The following is a 24795-nucleotide window of genomic DNA, read 5'->3' on the forward strand; positions in this document are numbered from 1 at the left end:
TATATGATAGTAGAAATTATTAAATGGGTTTTCGGATTAATTCAAATTTATGAGTACGCAATTGTTGTATACGTGTTGATGTCTTGGTTACCTGGCGCGCGTGAATCTGGTTTAGGACGTTTTCTTGGTAGAATTGTTGAGCCATACTTGAACATGTTCCGATTTATTCCACCGGTCGCAATGATTGATTTTTCACCAATTGTTGCAATTATTGCTTTAAATTTTGCACGAAATGGCTTGGCTCATTTGGTTAATTTGTTCCTATGACAAACAATCTAGCAGTTATTGAACAGCATTTTCGTTCAAACGAACAGTCTTTTATTAGGCAAGCTAGTAATTGGATTCAACAAGCAGAGGATAGCTATCGTGTTGTATTAACACAATTTCTTAATCCGAGAGAACAGTATATACTGAAGTCTCTAATAAATCATTCAAACGAATTGTCCATACATTTTAGTGGGGGTACTTTCGGTGCTGAGAGCCAAAGAGCTATTATCTTACCAAAAGGTTATCCAATAGATAATTTAGATTTTAAATTATCTCTTCTTGAAATAGACTATTCCTATAAGTTTGTCACGTTACATCATGCAATGATTTTAGGAGCCATATTAAGTAGCGGTGTCGGCCGAACAGTTGTTGGTGATATTTTATATGATTCAGATCATACTCACTGGCAAGTAATAGTTGACTCTAAAATGTTGAATTATATCCAAGACACAGTTACTCAGATTGGACGTACAAAGGTGGCGTTAGTTAACCGTGATATCGCTGAGGCAATGCCAGTTTTATGTGATTGGAAAGAAGAATTCTTATTGATTTCTTCCTTACGAATTGACACAGTTATTTCGGCAGGTTTTGGCTTGACACGTGCTAATACTAAAAATTTAATTGAAGAAAATCATGTTCGAATGAATTGGACTGAAATATCTAAAGCTAATGTCGAAGTAGCAATCGGAGATATTATTTCAGTGAGAAAGTATGGTCGAATTCAAATTAAATTATTGGATGGGTTGAGTAAAAAAAATAAAATTAAGTCCATCATTAATATTATTCGACGTTAGGGAAATAGGGATAAATATCTATAGTTCACAAAAACATACTAAAGGAGAAAATTATGGCACTCACACCTGATGAAATTTTAACTCATGAATTTACCAAAAAAGGAAGCAAGGCGTATATTGCTACAGATGTTGACGCATTTTTAGATCAAATTAACGGTGATTATGAAGCCCTTATTGCTGAACGAGATGACCTTAAGCGACAAAATGAACAAGCACAGGTGAAAATTGATGAGCTTGAGGCAAAGCGTGATCAAGTTAATCAATCCATATTTGTTGCCCAAGAAGCTGCAGATCGTTTAAAGCAAGATGCTGATATTGAAGTTAAAAAGCAGTTAACGCATGCACAAGAATCAGCTACAAAAATTATTAATGATGCACGTGCAAAAGCAGATGCAGATGTAATTCGTTTAGCACAAGAAAATGCTGAATTAACAAATGAGCAAAACCAATTACGTGAAGAAGTTGAGAATTTTAAAAATTCATTCTTGCAATTATTGGAATCTCAGCGTAAACTATTAGAAAGCGGTGAGTTGGCAGAAGCAGTTCATCGTTTACCAATAGGGCAAATAACTGCTAATCGTGTTGGAGAAATTGCAAAACCTGAGCCAGTAGCTTTTTCGGAATCAGATGATACCGAGCAAGATTCAGGACAGGATAATGTACAAGGTCCGGTTGTAGTGTTTCCGGAAGAAGAACAAAAAGAAGACAATAATTAATTATAAAAAGCGTAACACAGCAAGGTTGGCGTTCATACGCGCAGCGAGTCATGGTGGTTAGAGATGATCGTCCCTGTCGTCAATCGGATCAGTTACTTTTTGTTTAGCTGAACTTTCAAGTAAGCTAAAACGGTGAAGTCCGTTAAAACTATTTTGAGGGTAATATTTGATATATTACTAAAACCTTGGGTGGTACCACGCTAATGCGTCCCTATGCTTTTGAGCATAGGGACGCATTTTCATTATTGTTTAAATATATTGAATGGCTAACAAATTATAAATTAAGGAGAATTATTAATGAAGTATAAAGATACATTGAACCTCGGGAAAACAGGTTTTCCGATGCGTGGTTCCTTACCTAAAACTGAACCAGAGCGTCAAGCTAAATGGTATGCACAGAATTTGTACCAGAAAAGACTATCTCAAAATCAACAAAAGCCACATTTTAACCTACATGATGGACCGCCATATGCTAATGGAAACATTCATATTGGTCACGCATTAAATAAGATTACAAAAGATATTATTGTTCGTTATAAAAATATGTCAGGTTTCTATGCCCCATATGTACCAGGATGGGATACACATGGTTTGCCTATTGAGCAACAATTGACAAAATTAGGGCATGATCGTAAAAGTATGCCAAAGCACGAGTGGCGTAATTTAGCAAAAGATTTCGCCCTAAAGCAGGTTAATACACAACGTTCTGACTTTAAAAGACTAGGCGTATTAGGCGACTGGGATAATCCATATATCACTTTACAACCTGAATTTGAAGCAGCACAAGTTCGAGTATTCGGTACAATGGTTGCCAAAGGTTATATCTTCAAAGGTGCTAAACCTGTTTATTGGTCATGGTCTTCTGAGTCTGCTTTAGCTGAGGCCGAAATTGAATATCATGATATTGATTCAACATCCCTATTTTATGCTAATAAGGTAAAAGATGGTCACGGTATTTTAGATGATAATACCTACTTTGTGGTTTGGACAACAACACCATTTACGGTTACGGCTTCTCGAGGAATCACATTAGGACCTGATTTTGATTATTCTGTTGTTCAACCTGAGGGTGAAAACCGTAGGTTCGTTGTGGCGACTGAATTACTTGAAACGGTAGCTCCTAAATTTGGTTGGAATTCTTGGGAAACTGTGGCCTCTTACAAAGGCCAAGAACTTGATAAAATTACAGCCTATCATCCATGGGATGCTGATCAACAAGAGGTTGTTATGAATGCAGATCATGTAACATTAGATTCAGGAACTGGCCTGGTCCATACAGCGCCAGGATTTGGTGAAGATGATTATAACGTTGGTAAGCAGTACGATCTACCAGTTGATGTCACGGTTGATGCCAAAGGATTTATGACTGCCGCTGCTGGTGATGATTTCGAAGGCAAATTCTATGATGATGTGACTGGCATTGTGATTAACAAATTAACAGAAGCTAACTTATTTTTAGCTAAAGAAAAAATTACACATTCGTACCCATTTGACTGGCGAACAAAAAAGCCTATCATCTGGCGCGCAGTCCCACAATGGTTTGCGTCTGTTGAAAAGTTTCGTGATGAAATTCTATCAGAGCTAGATAAAGTTGAATATTTCCCAGAATGGGGTAAAGTTCGTCTGCATAACATGATTCGTGATCGTGGTGATTGGGTTATTTCACGTCAACGTGTTTGGGGTGTGCCGTTGCCAATTTTTTACGCAGAAGATGGCACAGCTGTTTTGGATGAACAAGTAATTGAACATGTTGCTGAATTATTTGCTAAACATGGTTCGAACTATTGGTTTGAGCATGAAGCTAAAGAATTACTACCAGAAGGATATACTAACGAACACTCTCCAAACGGTGAATTTACTAAAGAAGAAGATATCATGGATGTTTGGTTTGATTCTGGATCTTCATGGAATGGTGTCTTAAACACACGGCCACAATTGGATTACCCAGCAGATATGTATTTAGAAGGTTCTGATCAATATCGAGGTTGGTTCAACTCTTCTTTGATTACTTCTGTTGCGGTGAATGGAATTGCACCGTATAAATCAGTATTGTCACAAGGATTTACATTAGATGGTAAAGGCAATAAAATGTCTAAGTCACTTGGTAACACAATTTCACCAATTGAAGTGGCAGATAAGTTAGGTGTTGAAATTTTGCGTTTGTGGACAATTTCTGTCGATACTTCACAAGATATGCCCGTATCAAATGAAATATTAAAACAAGTTTCAGAAAATTATCGAAAGTTAAGAAACACATTGCGTTTCTTAATGGCGAATACGGCAGATTTTAATCCTGAAAAAGATGCTGTAAAATATAGTGAGTTGGCTGCGCATGATCAGTATTTTTATGCGTTGGAAAACAGGTTTGTTGGTGATGTACGTGAAGCGTATGATAAGTATGCCTTAAATGATATTTTCAAGCGTGTGATTAATTTCGTTAATGTCGATTTGTCAGCATTCTATTTAGATATTGCTAAAGATGTAGTGTATGTTGAAGCACCAACAGGACATGCTCGTCGTTCAATGCAGACAGTATTTTATAAGGTTTTGACCGATCTTACACGTTTGTTATTACCTATTTTGCCACATACGGCTGAAGAAGTTTGGGAATATTTGCCACATGAAACAGCTGAATTTGCTTATTTGACAGAAATGCCTGATGCAGAGAATCTGGGTGATACTACTGAATTGTTTGAAAATTGGTCAGTATTTATGAACCTGCGTGATGCAGTAAATAAAGTCTTAGAAGAAGCTCGTGAAGCAGATTTGATTGGAAAAAACGCGGAAGCTGCATTGACAATTTATCTCACTGCTGAGCAAAAGCAATGGTTGGATACATTAAACGCAGATGTTCGGTTATTATTGATGGTTTCACAGTTACACACTAATGATACTGATACTACTGATAATATTAAGGAGTACGATGGTTGGAAACTATCTGTTGCTCATGCAGATGGTAGTGTTTCGCCGCGTGATCGTATGTTCCATGAAGATTTAGGAGCTGATCCAACATTCCCAGAATTATCAAGGCATGAAGCTGAAATTATTCGTGAATTCTATCCTGAAGCCATCACTGAAGGCTTTGAATAAATAGAAAAGCATTACACTTGTTAAGTGTAATGCTTTTTATAACCATGAAATTCATGACAATATATCAAAAATGTTAAATTGGATTAAGTTTATTTTATGAAGAGTTAGTATATGGTAACTTGTTTGTTATTTTATTATAATTTTGATAGAATAGTTGTTAAAGTGTTTATAGGAGTAAGGATAATGGTTGGAAATGATCAGCTTAGAATTTGGCAAGATGAATTGATAAAGGTTATTAATGATTTAAACACGCCACACACACTTGGTGGTATTACGAATCCAGCAAATCGTAAGCATGATTCCATATTAGCACGCCGTGCACTAGACAAATTAATTATTTTAAGTGAAGAAATGAATACAGCGCGTCATGATGATGAGAAACAGTAGTCATCATTAACACGGCTCAAAAAAGTAATTTATGTCAAGGACTTTTACTTGACATAAATTAAAACTTGTGGCATACTTATATAGTAAATTGATGTGTAAAAAACACAAAAGAAATTTGGAGGACTACCACAATGGCAGTTAAAATTCGTTTGAAGCGCATGGGTGCAAAGAAGCGTCCGTTCTACCGTGTCGTTATTGCAGATTCACGTTCACCACGTGATGGTCGTTTTATTGAAACAGTTGGTACATACAACCCAATCTCACAACCAGCAGAAGTTAAGCTAGATGAAGCAAAAATTTTGTCATGGTTGGGTAATGGTGCACAACCTTCTGACACAGTTCGCAATTTGTTGAGCAATGCTGGTATTTTGGCAAAGTACAACGAATCAAAGTCTGGTAAAAAGTCAGCTAAGCCATCTTCAGCTAAGAAGCCAACTGATAAGAATACAGTTGCAGAAATCAAAGCATATTTGGATGCCGAAGGTACTTCATACCCATCTTCAGCTAAGAAAGCTGATTTATTAGCACTTGTTTAATATAAATGATCAAACAGTCGCTTCTAGAAATTAGAAGTGGCTGTTTTTCTTTATTTAGATAAGATTTGTTGTTTGTAACACTATTAATAGGGAGAGAGTTAATATGCTACTAAGTTTTATAAATGTTACCTTGGTATTTTTGATTGGTACGTTGATTGTTAATGTGGTCGCTTTACTATTGAATCGTAAAATAAAATGGTTCATTATGAGTACAGTGATTGAATTTATTTTGGCGTATTTTGTATTGTATATTCAATTACCACCTAAAAATTTAACAACATTAATTAATATTAATCTTTTATTTGCTTTTGTGGCAGCAGTAATCAATTTAATTGGTTACGCTGGTATTTCTTCATTTAACAAAATTAATAGTTGGATGAATCAAAATGGTACCAAAAATGTAAGTGATAGAACAAAAACTTACTTTTTTCGTCGCTATATTTTTGTAGTAGCTGCGCTGTTCTTATTATGGATTACTGTTGGTGCGATTGCGTTCGTTACAAAAATAACGAGTATTAATAACGTGTATCAATCTATTCCATCTAAAACAAAAGAATCTGCTGAATTATTGACATCTGCAAAGGATATGCCTATTGCTTTGGCACCCGATACAGCGAAAAGAAAAATGCAACAAAAATTTAGTGTGATTCCAAATTCAAATATGTATGAATTGGATGGGATAACAGCACAAGTTGTTGATGGAAAGTATGTGTATGTAGCGACAGTCGAGTTTAATGGATTTTTCAAATGGTTGAAAAATAAATCAGTACCAGGATACTTTATCATTAGTGCAACTGATGTAAATGCGCAGCCTAAATTTGTTAAAAAGCCATTGAAGTATAGTCCGTCAGCTTACTTAAATAATGATGCAGCCCGTAAAATTTACGCAGCAGCACCCACATATGCTAGTATGGGGCGTATGAACTTAGAAATTGACGAGAAGGGTACACCATATTATGTTCAAACATTATATCGTGAATATGGTGTTTCTGGGCGAATGAAATTTAATGAATTTAAGACGGCTGTTTTAAATGCACAGACTGGCGAAGTTAAAGTCTATCAAGCCAATAAGGCACCTAAATTTGTAGATGCCCCAATTACGAGTTCTGCAGCCAATAAAATGAATGAGTTTTATGGTCGGTACCAAAATGGATGGTGGAATCAAACCTCTTTTGGTGCCAAGCGTAATGTAAAAGTACCTACTGACAATGGCGTTTATGCAGCCGGTCAAATTACCCCTTTAATTGATTCAAAGGGGAACTTATTGTACTTTACTGATTTTACTTCTGGTAATAATAATCAAGATTCTGCATTAGGATATTCTTTAATCAACGCTCGAACAGGGCAACTAACTTATTATCGTGACAAACATACAGGATTAATGGACTCAGATGGTGCAATAAGCATTGCTGATAAAATTTATCCTGAGAAAAAATGGGTTGCACAGATGCCTATTTTATATAACATTGATGGTACACCAACGTGGGTTATATCTTTGTTAGATAGTAAAGGGATATTTAAGAAGTATGTTTATATCAATGCTATCGACAATGATATTGTTATCGATGGTGATAATGCCCAAGAAGCACTCGATGCTTATCGTAATGATTTAGCTTCTAATGGGACAAATAATCATTCAACTAATAAGAAATACGATAAAAGTATTAGTGGCAGTGTGACACGTGTTGCAATCGTTAATGATAGTAAAAATACAATTATTAATTTCATGGTTGAAGGGCAAAAAGCTATCTTTAAAATTGACACAAATAACGAACCGAAAGCAGTTTTCTTAAAAGAAGGTGATAAGGTAAGTTTTAGAGCTAATATGTTAGATAATGCTAAAATAGCAACAATCGAAGAAATTAAAATTAATGGATTAAATTAATTTGATGATCTAGATTGTCAAAAGCGTACGAACACTCGTACGCTTTTTCTGTTAAAATAACAGTAATAAATAAATGGAAAGTGGTGTGAAATGGCTTATTTAGAGGTTAATTATTATTCAACAGTACTTGGTATGGATCGCATGATGAGTGTGATTTTACCTGAATTATCAGATCATAATCCCACATGGACGTCAGAAACATTAACAGATATTCCTGTACTCTATTTACTTCATGGTATGTCTGGAGATTATGCGACATGGCAACGTCGAACATCAATTGAACGTTTAGTGAGACAAACACCTATAGCGATTATTATGCCGTCTACTGATTTAGCATGGTATACAAATACGACTTATGGTTTAAACTATTTTGATGCTCTTGCGAACGAATTACCAGAGAAAGTGGCTACATTATTTCCACAACTGTCGATTAAGAGAGAAAAAAATTTTGTTGCCGGATTGTCAATGGGTGGATATGGTGCATTTAAATTGGCACTAGGAACTAATAAATTTAGTTATGCTGCCTCCTTGTCTGGGGCCTTGGTAGGGCAAGCAAGAGAAGAAGATTTTTTAAGTATGGGTAAGTTACCTTATTGGGAAGGCATATTCGGTAGTTTTAAGGACTTTTCAGGTTCCAAAAATGATCTTCTGGCACTAGCAAATCAATGTGAAAAGCGTCCAGAATTATATGCATGGATTGGTGAACAAGACTTCTTGAAGCCAATGAATGATCAGACAATAGCAACTTTGAAACAACTAAATTACGATATTGTTTATGAAACCGCACCTGGTAAACATGAATGGTATTATTGGAACAAACAGATAGAACGTGTGCTAGAATGGTTACCAATTGATTATGTTCAGGAAGAGAGATTGAGTTAATGACACTCAACATCTTGATGGGAAATGGCCGACACGATTTACGTGGTGAAATGTTGGAGAATATTCAACAACAATTTCAACAACACAGTGCACTAGCAGTTTATTACATTGTTCCTAATCACGTGAAATTTGATAGTGAAGTAGATGTACTGCAACGTTTTTCTATAATTAATGGTAACGATGAAACTAAATTGTATGCACAAAGTCGATTACAGGTTTATTCATTAACTCGTTTGGCCTGGGCTTTGATGAAAAATACTCCTGAAGATCAACCAGATATTATTGCACCAACTGGTTTATTTATGATGGTTTCAAATATTTTACGCGAGCAAGCTGATAAATTGCCGGTCTTTTCTCGTATGCAAGCTAAAAGTGGTTTTGTTGCAGCACTTGTATCTCAATTAGTTGAGTTGCGTGCTAGTAATGTTACGCCAGAAAATTTACTAGAGATTTTGGAACAATCTGCTGACAATGTATTCTTACGTCAAACATTGAATGCTAAATTACGCGATTTAGCAATTGTATCAGAGATTTTTAATCAACTAATGGGTAACAATCAAATTACTAATCAAGAGGTGCTGTTAACTTTTGCAAAGCAGTTAAGTACTTTTGATTTGTCCAATGTTGCTTTTTATTTCGACGGCTTTAATGGCTTTACTAGTGCAGAGATGATGGTTGTTAATCAACTTGTAATAAAATATCCCGTAACAATTTCAATTCTTGGGAATACTAAACAATTAGGCCACCAGCAATCAGGCGATGTCTTTTTTAAACCAATGACTACCGTGCAACAACTGACAGATGTAGCGCAGATGGCGCAACAAGAAGTGAAAGTGGTGGCTGCTAAACAAGAAAGAAAACAATCTAGAACAAGTAGGCAAGTTTTGGAAGCATGGGAAAGTTTAGGTGAGTATCGGCCATTTAAGGGTTCACGCAATGATGTTAATTTAAAAGCTTTTGCTGCTGAAAATCCAATTACTGAAATTAAAGAAGTTGCCCGTCGTATTAGAGCATCATTGGCTGAAAATCCAGAGTTGCATTTACGTGATATTATTATTTTAGCTAGAGACTTAACGCCTTATGAAGCACATATTAAAGCAATTATGGCACAATTTGATTTACCATATTTTTTAGATGTTGACATCAATATGATGAATCATCCATTAGTAGAATTAATTTTAAATTTACTTGGACCAAATAAATTTAATTATCAAACTATTTTAGCCATTTTAAAAACAGGTTTATTACGACCAATATCTGATAATAAATTGGTGTCGCGTGATGAGTTTTTTGATATTGTTTCGTATATGGATAATTATTTGTACGCTTATCGACCTTATGAGTCAAAATGGCGTGATTTTTCACGAGAATTCAAATTATTTCAAGTAACTCGTGACAATGATGATACAGAAGTATCTAAAGATGAAAAAATAAATCATCGTTTAGAATATCTACGCCATTTTATTGTTGACGCATTTGATGAATTAGATCAAGGATTTTCACAGGCACAAAATCTACGTCAATCAGTAACGCATCTTATACTATGGTTACAAAAATATCATGTTACCGAGGCACTTATTGAGCAGAAAAATGATTTTATTGCGCAAGGTGATTTATCACGTGCACAACAAATAGAAGAAGTTTGGCAAATGTTTACGCAAACTCTAGATGAAATGGTCAACATTGATGGAACACGTCAAGTCTCGTTGATAGATATGGTGACTACATTGCAAGCTGGATTATCAGGTGCAAAGTTTTCCGGCATTCCGAACAATCTTGATCAACTCATGATTTCTGAAGCTGGTATAGTTCAGAGTACACAATATAAGCAGTTGTATTTTATTGGCGGTACACGTCAAAATTTACCTGCGCAATCTAAGACTACGGCATTGATTAATGACGCAGAACGTACTATCGTACAACCAGCTTTACAACAGGGGTCAAATCCACGCTATCTACAAAATACTGCACAACAGCAAATGGCTGAAGAAAATCTTCTTTTTTACGGTAGTTTAATGAGCTCTACCGGTGATATAACTTTATCATATCCAATTTTAGAGCCCAGCGGACAAATTGCTGAAATGTCACCATTTTTTAAACGACTAGTCGATACATTTTCTAGTGAGGTCAATATAGTGAATAGCACACCAGATAATGCTACTTTGCTATTAAAAAACTACATAGGTACGGCACGATCTACATTATCTGATTTAGTAAAAATAATGCCTCAGTATGCTAAAACTTCAGCTTTTAAGGCCATACAAAATATTATTTCTAACACGACGCAGAAACGGCTTGAAATTGTTCTATCAGCACCATACTACAAAAACAAGACTGAAAAATTAAAACCAGAATTAGTGATGCGGTTATTTGGTCAACAGTTGAATGTTTCAATTTCACAATTAGAAAGTTATTATAACAATCCCTTTGGTTATTTCTTACAATATGGATTGAAGTTAAGGGAACGCGTCACAAATGAATTAAATGTTGCACAAACAGGGACGTTTTATCACGCTATTCTTGAAAATGTTCTTCATGATTTGATTATTAAAAATCAAAGTTTACGAGATGTTACAGGGGATGAATTGCGTTCATTAGTCCGAAGACATATTCAAAGTCAATTAAATCTACCAGCCTTTGAGATGCTAAATGAAAGTGGTAAAATGCGTGCAACAACATCATACTTAGGAAAAGTTTCGGAACAGCTGGTACTGAATTTGCAAGCGGCTGCACGAGAGAATGCAAGCAAACCGCAAGCAGTAGAGCAATTGTTTGGCTTTTCAAAGCAATCATTGCCCCCCTTAATTTTTCCACGACTGCGAGTTCGTGGAAAAATTGATCGTTTTGATAAGCAGGATTTAACCGGTGAATTCGGCACGATTATTGATTATAAGTCTAATGGTAAAACTTTTAATTGGGGGCAAGCTTATGATGGCTTGCAAATGCAATTATTGACTTACTGGGATGCTGCCCAACAAAATGCTGAAAAATTAGGCATTCAGGCAGTAGGAGGTGCTTTTTTTGCTAAGATTGCGCCAGAAAAAACAAAGTTAAATGATAAAATTAATTTAGAACAACTCTTTAGCGGTAGTTTATTGCCTGAAACATTTAAATATCGTGGTCTTTTTATTTCTGAATCTGCTTATGTGGAAGCCTTAGCAACACTAGAACCAAAAGAAAAATCACGTCATTACCCATTAGCTATTTTACAAACAGGAAAAATTGGTAAAAGCGGTGTTGATGCAGTTGAACCAGATGAGTTCGAGTTATTATTACAACATAATCGTGAAAATATTGTTACTGCTGGAGATCTCATCTTAGCTGGATATTTTCCTATTATGCCGGTGGAAGGTGGCTTAACTTATTCGCCATATCTTGATATCATTCGCTTTGATCGTGCCCTTGGTGATATTTATAAAATGCAATCACCAGCTGATAAAAATGCAATCATCCAATTATTGAAAGGGGGAAAAGATTAATGGCAACGAAGTTTACGGATAATCAACAGCGTGCTATTAAAGAAAAAGACCATAATATTTTAGTTGCTGCTTCAGCTGGATCCGGTAAAACAACAGTTTTAATCGAACGTCTTATTCAAAAAATTTTAAATGGTACCAGTGTTGAAAGATTTTTAATTGTTACATTTACAAACGCAGCAGCTAAAGAGATGCGTGAACGGTTAGAAGTTGCTATTGAAAAACGTCTTCAAGTAGCCGACGAACAACAAAAAAGATTTTTACAAGAACAGTTACTTATTCTTCCAGCAGCCAACATTTCAACCATTGATGCCTATGCGTTGAGAATTATTGAAATGTATTATCATATTATAGGGTTAGATCCTCAGTTTCGTTTATTGTCAGATACAGCAGAGCGAAGTTTATTACAGCAAGATGTCTTGACAAAAGTTTTGGCTGATTTCTATGAAGAGAATCATGAACAACACCAGTCATTTTTATCGTTAGTTAATAATTTTGGAAACCCTAATCAAGATGAACCCTTACAAAAAATTATTTTAAAATTATCTGATTTTGCTGAAGCACGTGCAGATGGGGAAGAATGGTTGAAAAACTTGCTTGTACCGTACGAAGTTACTGACCAGCCATTAGTAAAAACAACACTGTATAAGCATAGTATTCGACCAATTATTTTAGAAACTATAAATGATTTAATTGACAAGGCACAAGTAGTTCTGATGGATATAGCTGGCGTTGATGAACTAAAAAAGACACAAGATGGATTTTCAGAAATAATAGATTATTTACTTGCTATCAATAAAAAAACAATGACATCCAGTTGGGACGAGTTACGGTCAGCAATATTAGATATGCCAGCGGGAAAAATTAATACGCAAACAAGTAAAATAAAAGAGAATCCTGAAATATCTGCTTTACTTGAAAGTGCTAGGCAAATCAAAGGGCAAATTATTGGTGCTAAATCTCAAATTAATGATTTAAAGACATCATTCTTTTCACTAGATGAAAAATCATGGCAACAAGTTCAAAAAGCATCTTATCAACTAATTAATACACTGATTGTCGTCACTGAGACTTTTAGAAAGGCTTTTAAGCAGGCCAAACGTGAGGATAATTTACTTGATTTTCCTGATTTAGGAACGTTAGCATTGGAAATATTAGCCGATGAAAACACAAAGAAAACGATTCAGGGGCAGTTTGACGAAATTCTTGTTGATGAATATCAAGATATTAACCAGTTGCAAGAAACGTTGCTAACAAGTGTTTCCAATGGGCACAATATGTATATGGTTGGCGATGTTAAACAAAGTATCTACGGGTTCCGTCAAGCAGAGCCATCTTTATTCACCAATAAATATAAGAGATTTTCACAAGCAAAAAATGATGATATTCGTATTGATTTAGCCGATAACTTTAGATCTCAAAATAATGTAACTAATGTGACTAACTTGATTTTTACACAGATTATGGACGAATCTTTGGGTGATATTGCCTACACTGGGGAAGCAAAATTAGTGCCTAAAGCATCTTATCCAGATGAAGTGCCAGCTGTATTTGATTTAGATATTATTGTTGATGACGGTGAAGATAGCAATGAAAACGACGCTGAAACGTTTGAAAAACGCCAGGCACAATATGCCTTATTAGCAGAAAAAATACGTCATTTACGTGAAACAACGATTTATGATCGTAAAGCTGATCCGGCTCGTATGAGGCCAGTGCAATATAGTGATATTGCTATATTGACTCGTGCTAAATCTGGATATATTGATTTGGTTTCGACTTTAAGAGCTGCCGGAATTCCTGTACAAATTGATGGAGTAGGAAATTATTTTCAAACTATGGAAGTTTATTTGATGTTAGATATCTTACGTGTAATTGATAATCCACATCAAGATATTCCATTAGCAGCAGTTTTACGGTCGCCCATATTTAATTTTGATGAAAATGAATTAGCTGAAATTCGCATCGCTGATAATGTGCATGATTACTGGACAGCATTAAAATCTTATGCGAAAGATAGTAAGAAAGCACAACATTTTCTCGATCTAATTGATAAGTGGCATACACTGGCAACTCAGAATGATTTAGTATCCTTAATTTGGTCAATTTATGATGATACTGCTTGGCTTGATTATGTAGCCGGTATGCCTGGTGGTAGACAACGTCAAGCTAACTTACATGCACTATACGAATATGCACGGAGTTACCAAAATAATACGCACAGTGGTTTATTCCGCTTTGTCCGGTATATTGAGCAATTGCAAGTTGGAGATAGCGATTTAGGTGAAGCAGCACAAGAAACCGATACTCAAGCAGTAAGAATCATGACCATACATGCTTCAAAAGGCTTAGAATTTCCCATTGTCTTATTACCAGAATTCGATAAAGCATTTAATAAACAAGATTTGAATGGTGGTCTACTTATTCAAAAAAATGAGGGTGTAGGCTTGGAATATGTCCAGCCTGATGCCTTAGTGACAATACCTACCTTACAAAAAATGGTTGTGAAACAGGCATTGAAGCGACAAAGTTGGTCAGAAGAAATGCGGTTACTCTATGTAGCGTTAACCCGAGCTGAGCAGCAATTATTTATCATTGGTTCAGTTAAGGTAACCACTGAAAAAGATAATCAGGCGTTAAAAATGTTGTGGCAGCAGGCTAAAAATGTAAATGGTCAGTTTTTACCAGAATTTTTAAGATTGCAAGCTGATTCTTATTTAAAATGGTTACTCATGAGTTTGGCTCGCTCTAAAAATAGTGTACTTGAAGAGTGGTTGGGAGATGGTCAGCTACCACGATTGCTTGGCCCAGAGACTTCGTTGACGGGAAAAATCAATGTTCATATTAAGGAGCAGTCAGCTATTCACGCGCCTACGGTTACGGCGATTAACGAAGATAAAAATACGACTGAAAATTATTCCCAACAAGATTTTAATCATGCGAAAAGAATTCTTAATTATCAATATCCAAATATTGCAGCAACACAAACTGCTGCTTATCAATCAGTGAGTGAAATCAAACGCTTATTTGAAGATCCAGATCAAAGCCAAATGGAAAATGCAGTTATTTCAGAAGACGGACAATTAAGGCCGGCTAATGTTTTAATGTCTGATGAATTACTATCACCAACGTTTATGAGCGATGGCTCACAAAAGCCATCGAAATCTGCGGTTGGTACAGCTACGCATTTAATACTCCAATTAATCGATTTTACAAAAATAAACACTTTACAAAAAATTGAAACGCTACGTGATCAGTTAGTTGAAAAGCATCGAATACTTGATAATGTGGCAGCAATGATTGATATTGATGGCATTATTACCTTTTTACAATCAGATTTTGCGCAACAAATTATTGCTCATCACGAGACTTTGAATAGAGAAGCAACTTTTGCAATGATTATGCCTGCAAATGAAATATATCAATCATTAGATGATAAGGCACCAGTTTTGATTCATGGTATTATTGATGGTTACTTTGTTGATGAATTTTCAAAAACAATTACCTTATTTGATTATAAAACAGACTTTGTACGGCACAATCGTATTGAAGAGGATTTAGATAAGTTGCGGGCGCGTTATAAAGGACAATTATTGTTATATAAGCGAGCACTGCAACAAGAATTTTCTGATTATATAATTAATGAGCCACAACTTATTTCACTGAGTTCAGGACGTGTTATTAATATTAAGTAGCATATTAAACGTGTAAAACACTAAATTGACTAGGGGAACAATGATGATAAAATACGAAACCATACCATTTTTGAATGGCAAATTAACATTATTTAAGCAAGAAGATACGATAGTGTGTCTTAGTTTAGCGGTAAATGGTATAGCTGAATTTGAAGAAGATTTCCCCGGCTATATGCTGCAACAAGAAAATTTACCTGAAATAGCATTATTTAAACAGTACGCAACTGGCGTTAAAATAGACTTTACCGTTTTGAAGATTGGTTATCTGAAATCAACGCCTTTTCAAGAGGCGGTTTGGCAAGCCCTAAATTGTTGTCGAGGACTGCTAACTTATGAACAATTAGCTCAAAAAATTAATCGACCAACTGCTATTCGTGCTGTGGCAACGGCTGTTGGTAAGAATCCAATACCAATTATTAATGCATGTCATCATATTGTGCCTAAAAGTGGTGGCGTTGGTAAATTTAGATACGGCACAGCGTTGAAACAACAATTATTGACGTTAGAAAATCTAATATAAAAGTGAGAAACAGTGGTCTTATAAAGATCATTGTTTCTCACTTTTTTGCATGTGAATTTTAAAAACCTGATACAATAGAATTATGACTAATACAGAAAATTATTTTAAAGTTGGAACAATCGTTAACACACACGGCATTCGTGGTGAAGTAAAAATCATGGCAATTACTGACTTTGCTCAAGATCGATTCAAAAAAGGAACTGCTTTATTTATTGACACAAAACAAGGTCGTGTGCCAGTTAAGGTACAATCATCTCGACTACATAAAAATATGTGGTTGGTTTTATTTGTTGGTGTTACAAATATTAATGAAATTGAAAAATATAAAGGTGATGATGTTTACATTGAGGGTACATCACGTCCGGAATTAGCAGACGATCAATATTATTATGATGAAATCATTGATAGTACGGTAGTTGATTTAGATGGAAATAACATTGGTATTGTTAAAGAAATCATGGAAACAGGTGCTAATGACGTTTGGATTATCAAACGTGAAGGACAATCAGATGCCTTGATTCCAATGATTGATGATGTGGTTAAATCGGTTGATGTAGAAGCTAAATTGATTAAAATTGATGCTTTGGAAGGATTATTAGATTAATGAGAATTGATGTTTTAAGCTTATTTCCAGATATGTTTGCTCCAATGCGACAATCAATTATTGGAAAAGCTATTGATAAAGGTTCTTTGGATTTTGAGGTTACTGATTTTCGTGATTTTACCGAAAATAAACACAATAATGTAGATGATTACCCTTTTGGCGGTGGAGCAGGTATGTTATTAACACCCCAACCAATATTTGATGCTATGGCTTCTGTTGAAAAAAAATCTGGAAATAAGGGACATGTAGTCTTACTTGATCCGGCAGGAAGAAAATTCAATCATGAAGTGGCCCAAGAATTAGCAACATATGAGCATTTGACATTTATTGCTGGACATTATGAAGGTTACGATGAACGAATTCGAGAATTAGTAGATGATGAAATTTCACTTGGAGATTATGTTTTAACTGGTGGTGAACTTGGGGCAATGGTCATTATCGACGCAACTGTGCGTTTTTTACCTGAGATTTTAGGTAATGCGGCTAGTGCAGAAGGGGATTCTTTTGAAGATGGTCTTTTAGAATTTCCACAATATACACGTCCAGCAGATTTTCGTGGACGGAAAGTTCCTGAAGTTTTGACAAATGGTAACCATGCTAAAATTGCGGAATGGCGATTAAAAGAATCATTACGTCGTACCTATTTACGTCGTCCTGATTTACTGGAAAAGCGTCAGTTAACGTCACAAGAACGTGATTTATTAGATGATATCAAAAGTGAAGAACGATAAAAATTTGTAGTAATGAACCCAAAATTAGCAGACGAGATGGAGGAATGTGTATATAGTGTAAAAATACTTAAATAAAGTATTTAGACTATTACATTTTTAAATTTATGAAAATAGCGATAGCAGGATTTGGTGCACTTGGTGCTCGAGTTGGTGTGATGTTACAGCAGGCCGGACATGAAGTAACGGGTATTGATGGTTGGGCTGCTCACATTGCTGCCATTACTAATGATGGATTGACTGTTCGTCAAGATGATGGCACATCAAAAAAGTTTTTTATACCAGTGATGACAGCAAAAGAAATTGATGGTCAATTTGATTTAATCATTTTATTAACGAAAACACCACAATTAGATACAATGTTGATTGACATCAAGCATATTATTACAAAAAATACAAAGTTATTAGTACTGTCGAATGGTCTTGGCAATATTGAAGTAATGGAGAGGCATGTTAACCGAAATCAAATTTTGGCTGGTGTGACATTATGGACCTCAGAATTAGTAAAACCTGGTGAAATTCGCACTACTGGTAGTGGATCAATAAAGTTACAATCAATAGGTAATGTCGATGCTACAGCAGTGGTAGATGCTTTAAATCAAGCTGAACTAAATGTAACTTTATCTCAAAACGTTATTGAAGCTATTTGGCACAAAGCTGGCATTAATTCGGTACTGAATCCTCTAACCGTTTTGCTGGATGCAAATATTGCAGAATTTGGCACAGCCGGTAATGGAATGGATTTATCACTGAATATTTTAGAGGAAATAAAAAAAATTGGTGATTTAGAAGGTATTAATGTCAATATTAACGAAATTATGAAAGATATCGTTTCATTAGTACGTCCAGAAAATGCCGGAAATCATTATCCATCGATGTATCAAGATATTAAAGCAGGAAAGCGCACAGAAATTGACTTCTTAAATGGCTATTTTTCTAAACTAGGTTCTGAACATGGTATTGAACTGCCGTTTAATTCATTAGTGACAAGATTGATTCATGCTAAGGAAGATATTGAACGTACTAAATTAGCTAAAAAACAAGAAACTTTTGAAATTTAGGCACAATTAAATTATAATTGAGCTAGTTACTTTTAATTTGTAAGGAGATGGATATAATATGGCAATAGAAACTGCAATATTTGCTGGTGGCTGTTTTTGGTGCATGGTGCAACCATTTGACTCATTAGATGGTATTGAAAAAGTTCGTTCAGGTTATACCGGTGGCCATACGAAAAATCCAACTTATGAACAAGTTTTGTCACATACAACAGGCCACACCGAAGCTGTTAAAATATGGTTTGATTCAGAAAAAATGAGCTATAATGAGCTGGTGGAGATTTACTGGGAACAAACTGATCCAACCGATGCAATGGGACAGTTCCAAGATCGGGGAGACAACTATCGTCCAGTAATTTTTGTCAATAGTCCTGAGCAACGAAAAATTGCAGAAAAGTCTAAAGCTGCTTTAATTGCTTCGAAGCGATTTGACGAACCAATCGTAACAAAAATAGAAGACGCTAAACCTTTCTATGAAGCCGAAGAGTATCATCAAGATTTTTACAAAAAAGATCCTGCCCGAGAAGCCTTAGAAATGGCGCAACGTTCACAATTTAAGGCTGATAATTGGCGTTAAATTGCATGAATAGTATTTTCTAAAAAAATAAAATTTAATTTAAATCATATGAACTTGAGCGGAAACGCTCATTTTTTGTTATAATTGACTAGTTATGAACGTTATTAAGAAAGCGCTCAGTAGGTAAAATTAATGCAACTTGAATTTCTCGGAACTGGCTCAGGCCAACCTTCTAAATTTAGAAACGTAACAAGTATTGCGCTTCGTTTGTTAGATGAACGTAATGCGGTATGGCTTTTTGATGTTGGTGAAGCTACGCAACATCAAATTTTAAAAACAACTTTACGACCACGTAAGGTTGAAAAAATATTTATTACACACTTACATGGTGATCATATTTTTGGCTTACCAGGTTTTTTGAGCTCACGTTCTTTTCAAGGAGCTGATAAAAATGAGCCGCTGACAATATATGGTCCCAAAGGTGTGAAAGATTTTGTGCAAACAGCACTTCGTATTTCTGAAACTCGCTTATCTTATCCGATTGAATATGTTGATTTGAAAGAAGGGGTTATTTTCGATGATCGTACCTTTCAAGTTATAGCAGCGCCTATGCGACATCGCATTGAAACTTGGGGATTTCGGGTAATAGAAAAAGATCACCCTGGAGAATTATTAGTTGACAAATTAAGGCAGGAAAACATTCCTTCTGGACCAATATATGGTCAACTTAAATCAGGAAAAACAGTTACATTGCCTGATGGTCGTACCATTCATGGTCAAGATTTTATTGGACAAGCACAACGAGGGCGTATTGTGACATTTGTTTTAGATACACGGCCTAATGATAATGTTGCTCTGTTAGCCAAAAATGCTGATGTATTGGTTCATGAAAGTACCTACGGATCGGGTGAAGAAGAATCAAAAATGGCCAAAGCACATGCACATTCTACAAGCGTTAATGCTGCTAGCGTGGCTCGCCGTGCACATGTTGATAAACTAGTACTAACGCATTTATCAGCTCGATACATAGGGCCAATGGTTAAAGATTTAATATCCGACGTTCGTCGAAACTTTTCTAATACCTATGTTGCACGGGATTTCGATGTTATTGATATTCCTTTTAAGAAAGATAGTAATGAATCAAAATAATTGGAACGTATTGTCGCAACCAACTGAAAAGGTTATTCGACAGTTAAGCTCACAACTAAATATCAGTCAATTTACTTCAACTATTGTTGGACAAAAAGGATATACAGACCCTGAGTCAGCTTTCCAGTTTTTAAAACCTAGTGTTGAGCAACTTCATGACCCAATGCTACTTCACGATATGGATAAAGCTGTTGAACGGATACAAGAAGCTGCCTTTGGCGGAGAAAAAATTGTAATATACGGCGACTATGATATGGATGGTGTGACGAGCACAGCCATTATGATTGAAGCACTTGAAGTATTAGGTGCTGAAGTTAAAGCTTATATTCCCAATCGTTTTTCAGATGGATACGGTCCAAATATTGAGGCGTATAAAAAGCTGATAGCCGACGGCACACAAGTTATTGTTACGGTAGATAATGGGGTTAGTGGTCAAGAAGCCGTCGAATATGCGATGTCTCAAGGTGTGGATGTTATTATAACTGACCATCATGAGTTACCTACAGTATTACCTGCTGCGTATGCAATTGTTCATCCAAGGCATCCAGAGGGTAAGTATCCGTTTCCGGACTTATCTGGTGCTGGAGTGGCCTTTAAATTAGCGCAAGCCTTGCTGAATGAAGGTCAACCTGTTGAAGATGCATCAGAATTACCAACGGAATTGTTAGATTTAGTTGCATTGGGTGAAATTTCTGATATGGTTTCTCTAACTGACGAAAACCGAGTGCTGGTTTCGTTGGGATTGAAGCAAATTAATGAATCACCACGTCTGGGTCTCGAAGCTGTTTTAAAAAATGCTGGAAAAAAAGACAATGAACCTGTAAATGCAGAGTCTATTTCATTTAAAATAGCACCACGTTTAAATGCTGTTGGCCGTTTGGGAGATGCAACGTTAGCACTAAATTTATTATTGAACCAAGATTCTGAGATGGTATCCGTAATGGCTTCAGAAATTGAAGCCATTAATGCGCAACGTCAAGAAATCGTTGAAGAAGTTTTTGGTGCGGCTAAGCAAATAGCGCTGTCAGATGAGTATAAAAATGATTCCATTTTGATTATTGCAGGAAAAGATTGGCATCAAGGCATTTTAGGCATTGTTGCCAGTCGATTAGTAGAACTTATTCAAAAACCAACAATCGTTTTAAGTTTAACGGATGGGCTTTATAAAGGATCAGGGCGTACTTTTGGTGACTTTGATCTCTATCAATTTATGAATGCATTTCGTAATTTATATGACACGTTTGGTGGACATGCAAGTGCGCTTGGTTTGGCTATTTCGTCAGAACAGTTGATAAATTTACAAAATCAGGTTCGATTAAAGTCATCAAAATTACAAATCAAGTCTCCAGCTGTTGATATTAATATGATGCTATCTGTTAAAGAAATTAGTGTGGAGACATATGAAGAATTAAAATTGTTGGAACCTTTTGGAACAGGAAATCCACAACCTATTTTCGGATTAAATCGACCAAAAATAGATAAAGTATCAACCATGGGCACCTTGAAACAACACCTTAAATTAGTATTAGAAAATAATATTGAAGCTGTTGGGTTTAACCATCCAGATTGGGTGCCAATTGTGATGAATCCTACAGGGTTATCTTTTGCTGCCACAATAGGTTTAAATTATTTTAGAGGGCGTAGAACTGTACAATTATTATTAAAAGCGATTGATCAACCCGCTGCTCCGATTGAAAATACGGCACATAAGCAATTTTTTGCGCAGGTATATAAATTTATATATTCACATCAAGATGTGAATTTTGCCAAGAATTTAGATAGTATTGCTGCACAATTAAACATCAATAAAAATGATTTAAATATTATGATTCAAGTATTTATTGAACTAGGATTTGTGCATGTATCTAATGGATTTGTTACAATTATTTCGGGTGCAACACAAAGATCTTTAACCACCTCAGTAACTTACCAAAAATATTTGGCAAATCGTTAAAAAGAAAGTATGAGCTTTAGCTCTGAGATTTAGAATGACAGTAGATTTACATGATTTTGTTGCAACAGTTGAAGACTATCCAGAACCTGGTGTGAGTTTTCGAGATATATCACCGCTAATGGGGGATGGCGCAGCTTACAAGCAAGCAGTAGATGCCATAGCTGATTTTGCAAAAGACTTAAATGTTGATTTAATTGCTGGACCTGAGTCGCGTGGATTTATTGTTGGGTCACCATTAGCATACGCAATGAATATTGGTTTTGTTCCTGCGCGCAAAGGTGGTAAGCTGCCTCGTGAAGCAGTGTCTGCTTCATATACGCTTGAATATGGTGGTATTAATGAGTTAGAAATCCATAAAGATGCTATTAGACCAGGACAACGCGTGTTAATTGTTGATGATCTATTAGCAACGGGTGGTACAATTAATGCGACACGAGAAATTATCGAAAAACTTGGTGGTGTTGTTGCTGGTGTAGCTTTCATTATTGAATTAGAAAGTTTACAAGGGCGTGAAAAAATTATGAAGGCTGGTGAAGTGCCATTTTTGGCCTTGATGGAATACTAAGATACCAGATAGAGTAACTTAGAAAAGTAGTAGATAACATGTGAGGTGCTACCTATGAACAAGAGTAACATTAAAGAATGGTTTACACGTTTTTGCAAAGGAATTTTTATCGCTTTAGGATTTATTCTTCCAGGTGTATCCGGTGGTGTATTAGCAGCCATTTTGGGGTTATATGAGCGAATGCTTAACTTTATGGCGCATCTAAGGCAGAATTTTAAAAAGGATTTTTGGTTTTTTTTGCCAGTAGGTCTTGGTGGTATTGCAGGTATCATTTTACTAAGTCGACCGCTTGAATTCTTATTGTTAGAATATAAAGCAATAGTTCTATGGGGATTTGCTGGTGCTATTATAGGTACATTACCAACTTTGATTAAAGAAAGTGGGAAACAAGGACGTAATAGTAAAGACTGGTGGTTATTTGCTACAACAGTTGTTTTTGGTGGCGTGTTATTGTATTATATATCTGATATTCTAGGAAGTATGCCAGTCAATTTCTTTTCTTTCATGTTGGCTGGTTCATTAATTGCCTTGGGCGTTATCGTACCAGGACTGAGCCCGTCTAACTTACTATTGTATTTAGGTCTGTTTGATCCAATGTTAGCAGGATTCAGACGAGCAGATGTGAGTGTGTTTATGCCCATTGCGCTTGGAGGAATGCTGACATTAATACTATTTTCAAAGTTAATGAATTACTTACTGCATCATTATTATGCTAAGGTGTATCATTTTATTCTAGGTGTCGTTGTTGTATCAACATTATTAATCGTTATTCCACCAGTTGCTGATTATAGTGATTTTACTATAATCAGTGCAATTATTAGTTTTATATTATTTTTTCTTGGACTTTTTCTTGGTTTTTGGATGAGTGGTTTAGAAAAAAAATATAAATAAAAAATCACGCGATTACAACTATCGCGTGATTTTTTATTGTACTAACCAAACTTGATCATTAATAAAATCAAAAGGTTGATGATAACGGTTTAATTTTGGAATAAGTGACAAGTTTGCATTTTTCCAAAATACAGATGAATTTGTAGCGCCATCTTTCTCACCAATAACCACAAAATCTCCTTTAAAATGATTTTTGCGTAAAGTGAGTAAAATCTGCCAATCAACGATATCTGTATCTGGTGCCCAACTTAATATAATTACATCATAATTTAATGTTTGTATCGCAGTTAGAGCATCCAATTCATCTACTGCTGTCCACGGATTAATATGGTTTGTATCCTGATCTTGCCAGTTAAAAGTATCTGTTGCAATAATATGATCATGAAAATTCCTGAGTTGACTCGTGATGACACCATTTCCGGCCATAATTTCTATAACAGCACGACCAGCTATGAATTGATGCAAGTCATTTAACCAAAGTTTATTCGGTAAATGCCAAACGCCAAAATATTCAATAATCGTTTGTCGAAATTCAGAAAATAAATCGTCTAGTGCCATTAATCTCAAATCAGAAAGAATTTCGTTATTTGTAAAACTTAATTTTGGTAGTGGGAATCCAGGTATATCATGTCTATCTAACGCCTGCAAAGCAGAGTGAGCTGCTTGTATTTTGGACAAAATATTTGGTTCATTAGCGAAAATTTTAATATATTTCTCAAGTTCAGTCTTCATGATTATTTGTTACATCACGACGATTTTGAGGATTTTCATCTTTATTGATATGAATATTGAAATGTTTACCATTTCTGACAAATTCAAAATCGTTATCTTTCATATTTTTTCGGAAACGCCATAGAACTACCAAAGCGATTATACCACCAAAAGCAAGGGCTATTAAAACAAAAAAGAGTGCAACACCTAAGATACTTAATACTACGGGTACTGCAACGCCGACAATAGTTAAAAGAATTGGGATTAAAATCAATAGCGCGATGATAGTAGACACTAAGACACCAATAAATTGAAATATTTTTTTCATAGTTTTTCCTCTAAGTCTATTATACTATAGTTTTTAGAAGTT

21 protein-coding genes are annotated in these 24795 nt (G+C 35.4%); 19 read left to right on the top strand and 2 right to left on the bottom strand.

All coding sequences use genetic code 11. The features are described 5' to 3' along the window. Positions 1-3 precede the first annotated feature (3 nt). The 19 genes from ESZ47_RS00235 to ESZ47_RS00325 all read left to right on the top strand — a co-directional run bounded on the left by ESZ47_RS00235 (position 4) and on the right by ESZ47_RS00325 (position 23714). A complete protein-coding gene (locus ESZ47_RS00235) occupies positions 4-267 on the top strand; it encodes a YggT family protein (protein ID WP_148603687.1) in 264 nt (87 codons plus the stop codon). Further along, the gene (locus ESZ47_RS00240) at positions 264-1061 is read left to right on the top strand and encodes a YlmH family RNA-binding protein (RefSeq protein ID WP_148603689.1); all 798 of its coding nucleotides are present in this window, start codon (positions 264-266) and stop codon (positions 1059-1061) included. The genes ESZ47_RS00235 and ESZ47_RS00240 overlap by 4 nt, the downstream gene beginning before the upstream one ends. A 53-nt stretch (positions 1062-1114) precedes the next feature. Continuing rightward, on the top strand, positions 1115-1777 hold the full coding sequence (locus ESZ47_RS00245; protein WP_148603690.1) for a DivIVA domain-containing protein: 663 nt from the start codon (positions 1115-1117) through the stop codon (positions 1775-1777). A gap of 297 nt (positions 1778-2074) precedes the next feature. Continuing rightward, positions 2075-4867, top strand: a complete 2793-nt coding sequence (gene ileS / locus ESZ47_RS00250; RefSeq protein WP_148603692.1) for an isoleucine--tRNA ligase — start codon at positions 2075-2077, stop codon at positions 4865-4867. Between the two features lie 183 nt (positions 4868-5050). Then, the gene (locus tag ESZ47_RS00255) at positions 5051-5254 is read left to right on the top strand and encodes a hypothetical protein (protein ID WP_148603695.1); all 204 of its coding nucleotides are present in this window, start codon (positions 5051-5053) and stop codon (positions 5252-5254) included. Positions 5255-5385: 131 nt separating this feature from the next. Then, the gene (gene rpsP / locus ESZ47_RS00260; RefSeq protein ID WP_148603696.1) at positions 5386-5790 is read left to right on the top strand and encodes a 30S ribosomal protein S16; all 405 of its coding nucleotides are present in this window, start codon (positions 5386-5388) and stop codon (positions 5788-5790) included. A gap of 103 nt (positions 5791-5893) precedes the next feature. After that, positions 5894-7675 (top strand): DNA-binding protein, encoded by a 1782-nt coding sequence (locus ESZ47_RS00265; RefSeq protein WP_148603698.1) that lies wholly within the window; start codon positions 5894-5896, stop codon positions 7673-7675. A gap of 90 nt (positions 7676-7765) precedes the next feature. After that, positions 7766-8557: an alpha/beta hydrolase gene (locus ESZ47_RS00270; RefSeq protein ID WP_148603700.1), complete on the top strand. Its 792-nt coding sequence runs from the start codon at positions 7766-7768 to the stop codon at positions 8555-8557. Next, entirely contained in the window at positions 8557-12036 is a 3480-nt protein-coding gene (locus tag ESZ47_RS00275) for a PD-(D/E)XK nuclease family protein (protein ID WP_148603702.1), read from the top strand. The genes ESZ47_RS00270 and ESZ47_RS00275 overlap by 1 nt, the downstream gene beginning before the upstream one ends. Then, a complete protein-coding gene (addA, locus tag ESZ47_RS00280) occupies positions 12036-15728 on the top strand; it encodes a helicase-exonuclease AddAB subunit AddA (protein ID WP_148603704.1) in 3693 nt (1230 codons plus the stop codon). The genes ESZ47_RS00275 and addA overlap by 1 nt, the downstream gene beginning before the upstream one ends. A 43-nt stretch (positions 15729-15771) precedes the next feature. Beyond that, positions 15772-16248 (top strand): methylated-DNA--[protein]-cysteine S-methyltransferase, encoded by a 477-nt coding sequence (locus ESZ47_RS00285; RefSeq protein WP_148603706.1) that lies wholly within the window; start codon positions 15772-15774, stop codon positions 16246-16248. 82 nt (positions 16249-16330) lie between these two features. Further along, complete coding sequence (gene rimM / locus ESZ47_RS00290) at positions 16331-16852, top strand: ribosome maturation factor RimM (protein WP_148603708.1); 522 nt, start codon at positions 16331-16333, stop codon at positions 16850-16852. Further along, positions 16852-17583 carry a tRNA (guanosine(37)-N1)-methyltransferase TrmD gene (gene trmD, locus ESZ47_RS00295; RefSeq protein ID WP_148603709.1) on the top strand — a complete coding sequence of 244 codons (732 nt, stop codon included), beginning with the start codon at positions 16852-16854 and terminating at the stop codon, positions 17581-17583. The genes rimM and trmD overlap by 1 nt, the downstream gene beginning before the upstream one ends. 104 nt (positions 17584-17687) lie before the next feature. Continuing rightward, positions 17688-18641 (top strand): 2-dehydropantoate 2-reductase, encoded by a 954-nt coding sequence (locus tag ESZ47_RS00300; protein WP_148603711.1) that lies wholly within the window; start codon positions 17688-17690, stop codon positions 18639-18641. Between the two features lie 58 nt (positions 18642-18699). Beyond that, the gene (gene msrA / locus ESZ47_RS00305; protein WP_148603713.1) at positions 18700-19215 is read left to right on the top strand and encodes a peptide-methionine (S)-S-oxide reductase MsrA; all 516 of its coding nucleotides are present in this window, start codon (positions 18700-18702) and stop codon (positions 19213-19215) included. A 132-nt stretch (positions 19216-19347) separates the two neighbouring features. After that, positions 19348-20304: a ribonuclease Z gene (gene rnz, locus ESZ47_RS00310; RefSeq protein ID WP_148603715.1), complete on the top strand. Its 957-nt coding sequence runs from the start codon at positions 19348-19350 to the stop codon at positions 20302-20304. Continuing rightward, a complete protein-coding gene (gene recJ, locus ESZ47_RS00315; protein WP_148603717.1) occupies positions 20291-22258 on the top strand; it encodes a single-stranded-DNA-specific exonuclease RecJ in 1968 nt (655 codons plus the stop codon). Before rnz ends, recJ begins: the two co-directional genes overlap by 14 nt. A gap of 34 nt (positions 22259-22292) precedes the next feature. Next, on the top strand, positions 22293-22823 hold the full coding sequence (locus ESZ47_RS00320; RefSeq protein WP_148603719.1) for an adenine phosphoribosyltransferase: 531 nt from the start codon (positions 22293-22295) through the stop codon (positions 22821-22823). Positions 22824-22877: 54 nt separating this feature from the next. After that, the gene (locus tag ESZ47_RS00325) at positions 22878-23714 is read left to right on the top strand and encodes a DUF368 domain-containing protein (RefSeq protein WP_148603721.1); all 837 of its coding nucleotides are present in this window, start codon (positions 22878-22880) and stop codon (positions 23712-23714) included. Between the two features lie 33 nt (positions 23715-23747). Here ESZ47_RS00325 and ESZ47_RS00330 read toward each other — a convergent pair whose 3' ends face one another. Together ESZ47_RS00330 and ESZ47_RS00335 are read right to left on the bottom strand one after the other, a co-directional pair. Then, positions 23748-24446: an SAM-dependent methyltransferase gene (locus tag ESZ47_RS00330; RefSeq protein WP_208797464.1), complete on the bottom strand. Its 699-nt coding sequence runs from the start codon at positions 24444-24446 to the stop codon at positions 23748-23750. Further along, on the bottom strand, positions 24436-24753 hold the full coding sequence (locus tag ESZ47_RS00335) for a hypothetical protein (RefSeq protein WP_148603725.1): 318 nt from the start codon (positions 24751-24753) through the stop codon (positions 24436-24438). The genes ESZ47_RS00330 and ESZ47_RS00335 overlap by 11 nt, the downstream gene beginning before the upstream one ends. Between the last annotated feature and the right edge of the window lie 42 nt (positions 24754-24795).

The sequence above is a fragment of the Leuconostoc litchii genome, assembly GCF_008107645.1.
Lineage (GTDB): Bacteria > Bacillota > Bacilli > Lactobacillales > Lactobacillaceae > Leuconostoc > Leuconostoc litchii.

Excerpts from the sequence above, each read along its gene's own strand:
- ESZ47_RS00235 (WP_148603687.1), top strand. The coding sequence starts at position 4 with ATGATAGTAGAAATTATTAAATGGGTTTTCGGATTAATTCAAATTTAT.
- ESZ47_RS00240 (WP_148603689.1), top strand. The coding sequence starts at position 264 with ATGACAAACAATCTAGCAGTTATTGAACAGCATTTTCGTTCAAACGAA.
- ESZ47_RS00245 (WP_148603690.1), top strand. The coding sequence starts at position 1,115 with ATGGCACTCACACCTGATGAAATTTTAACTCATGAATTTACCAAAAAA.
- ileS (WP_148603692.1), top strand. The coding sequence starts at position 2,075 with ATGAAGTATAAAGATACATTGAACCTCGGGAAAACAGGTTTTCCGATG.
- ESZ47_RS00255 (WP_148603695.1), top strand. The coding sequence starts at position 5,051 with ATGGTTGGAAATGATCAGCTTAGAATTTGGCAAGATGAATTGATAAAG.
- rpsP (WP_148603696.1), top strand. The coding sequence starts at position 5,386 with ATGGCAGTTAAAATTCGTTTGAAGCGCATGGGTGCAAAGAAGCGTCCG.
- ESZ47_RS00265 (WP_148603698.1), top strand. The coding sequence starts at position 5,894 with ATGCTACTAAGTTTTATAAATGTTACCTTGGTATTTTTGATTGGTACG.
- ESZ47_RS00270 (WP_148603700.1), top strand. The coding sequence starts at position 7,766 with ATGGCTTATTTAGAGGTTAATTATTATTCAACAGTACTTGGTATGGAT.
- ESZ47_RS00275 (WP_148603702.1), top strand. The coding sequence starts at position 8,557 with ATGACACTCAACATCTTGATGGGAAATGGCCGACACGATTTACGTGGT.
- addA (WP_148603704.1), top strand. The coding sequence starts at position 12,036 with ATGGCAACGAAGTTTACGGATAATCAACAGCGTGCTATTAAAGAAAAA.
- ESZ47_RS00285 (WP_148603706.1), top strand. The coding sequence starts at position 15,772 with ATGATAAAATACGAAACCATACCATTTTTGAATGGCAAATTAACATTA.
- rimM (WP_148603708.1), top strand. The coding sequence starts at position 16,331 with ATGACTAATACAGAAAATTATTTTAAAGTTGGAACAATCGTTAACACA.
- trmD (WP_148603709.1), top strand. The coding sequence starts at position 16,852 with ATGAGAATTGATGTTTTAAGCTTATTTCCAGATATGTTTGCTCCAATG.
- ESZ47_RS00300 (WP_148603711.1), top strand. The coding sequence starts at position 17,688 with ATGAAAATAGCGATAGCAGGATTTGGTGCACTTGGTGCTCGAGTTGGT.
- msrA (WP_148603713.1), top strand. The coding sequence starts at position 18,700 with ATGGCAATAGAAACTGCAATATTTGCTGGTGGCTGTTTTTGGTGCATG.
- rnz (WP_148603715.1), top strand. The coding sequence starts at position 19,348 with ATGCAACTTGAATTTCTCGGAACTGGCTCAGGCCAACCTTCTAAATTT.
- recJ (WP_148603717.1), top strand. The coding sequence starts at position 20,291 with ATGAATCAAAATAATTGGAACGTATTGTCGCAACCAACTGAAAAGGTT.
- ESZ47_RS00320 (WP_148603719.1), top strand. The coding sequence starts at position 22,293 with ATGACAGTAGATTTACATGATTTTGTTGCAACAGTTGAAGACTATCCA.
- ESZ47_RS00325 (WP_148603721.1), top strand. The coding sequence starts at position 22,878 with ATGAACAAGAGTAACATTAAAGAATGGTTTACACGTTTTTGCAAAGGA.
- ESZ47_RS00330 (WP_208797464.1), bottom strand. The coding sequence starts at position 24,446 with ATGAAGACTGAACTTGAGAAATATATTAAAATTTTCGCTAATGAACCA.
- ESZ47_RS00335 (WP_148603725.1), bottom strand. The coding sequence starts at position 24,753 with ATGAAAAAAATATTTCAATTTATTGGTGTCTTAGTGTCTACTATCATC.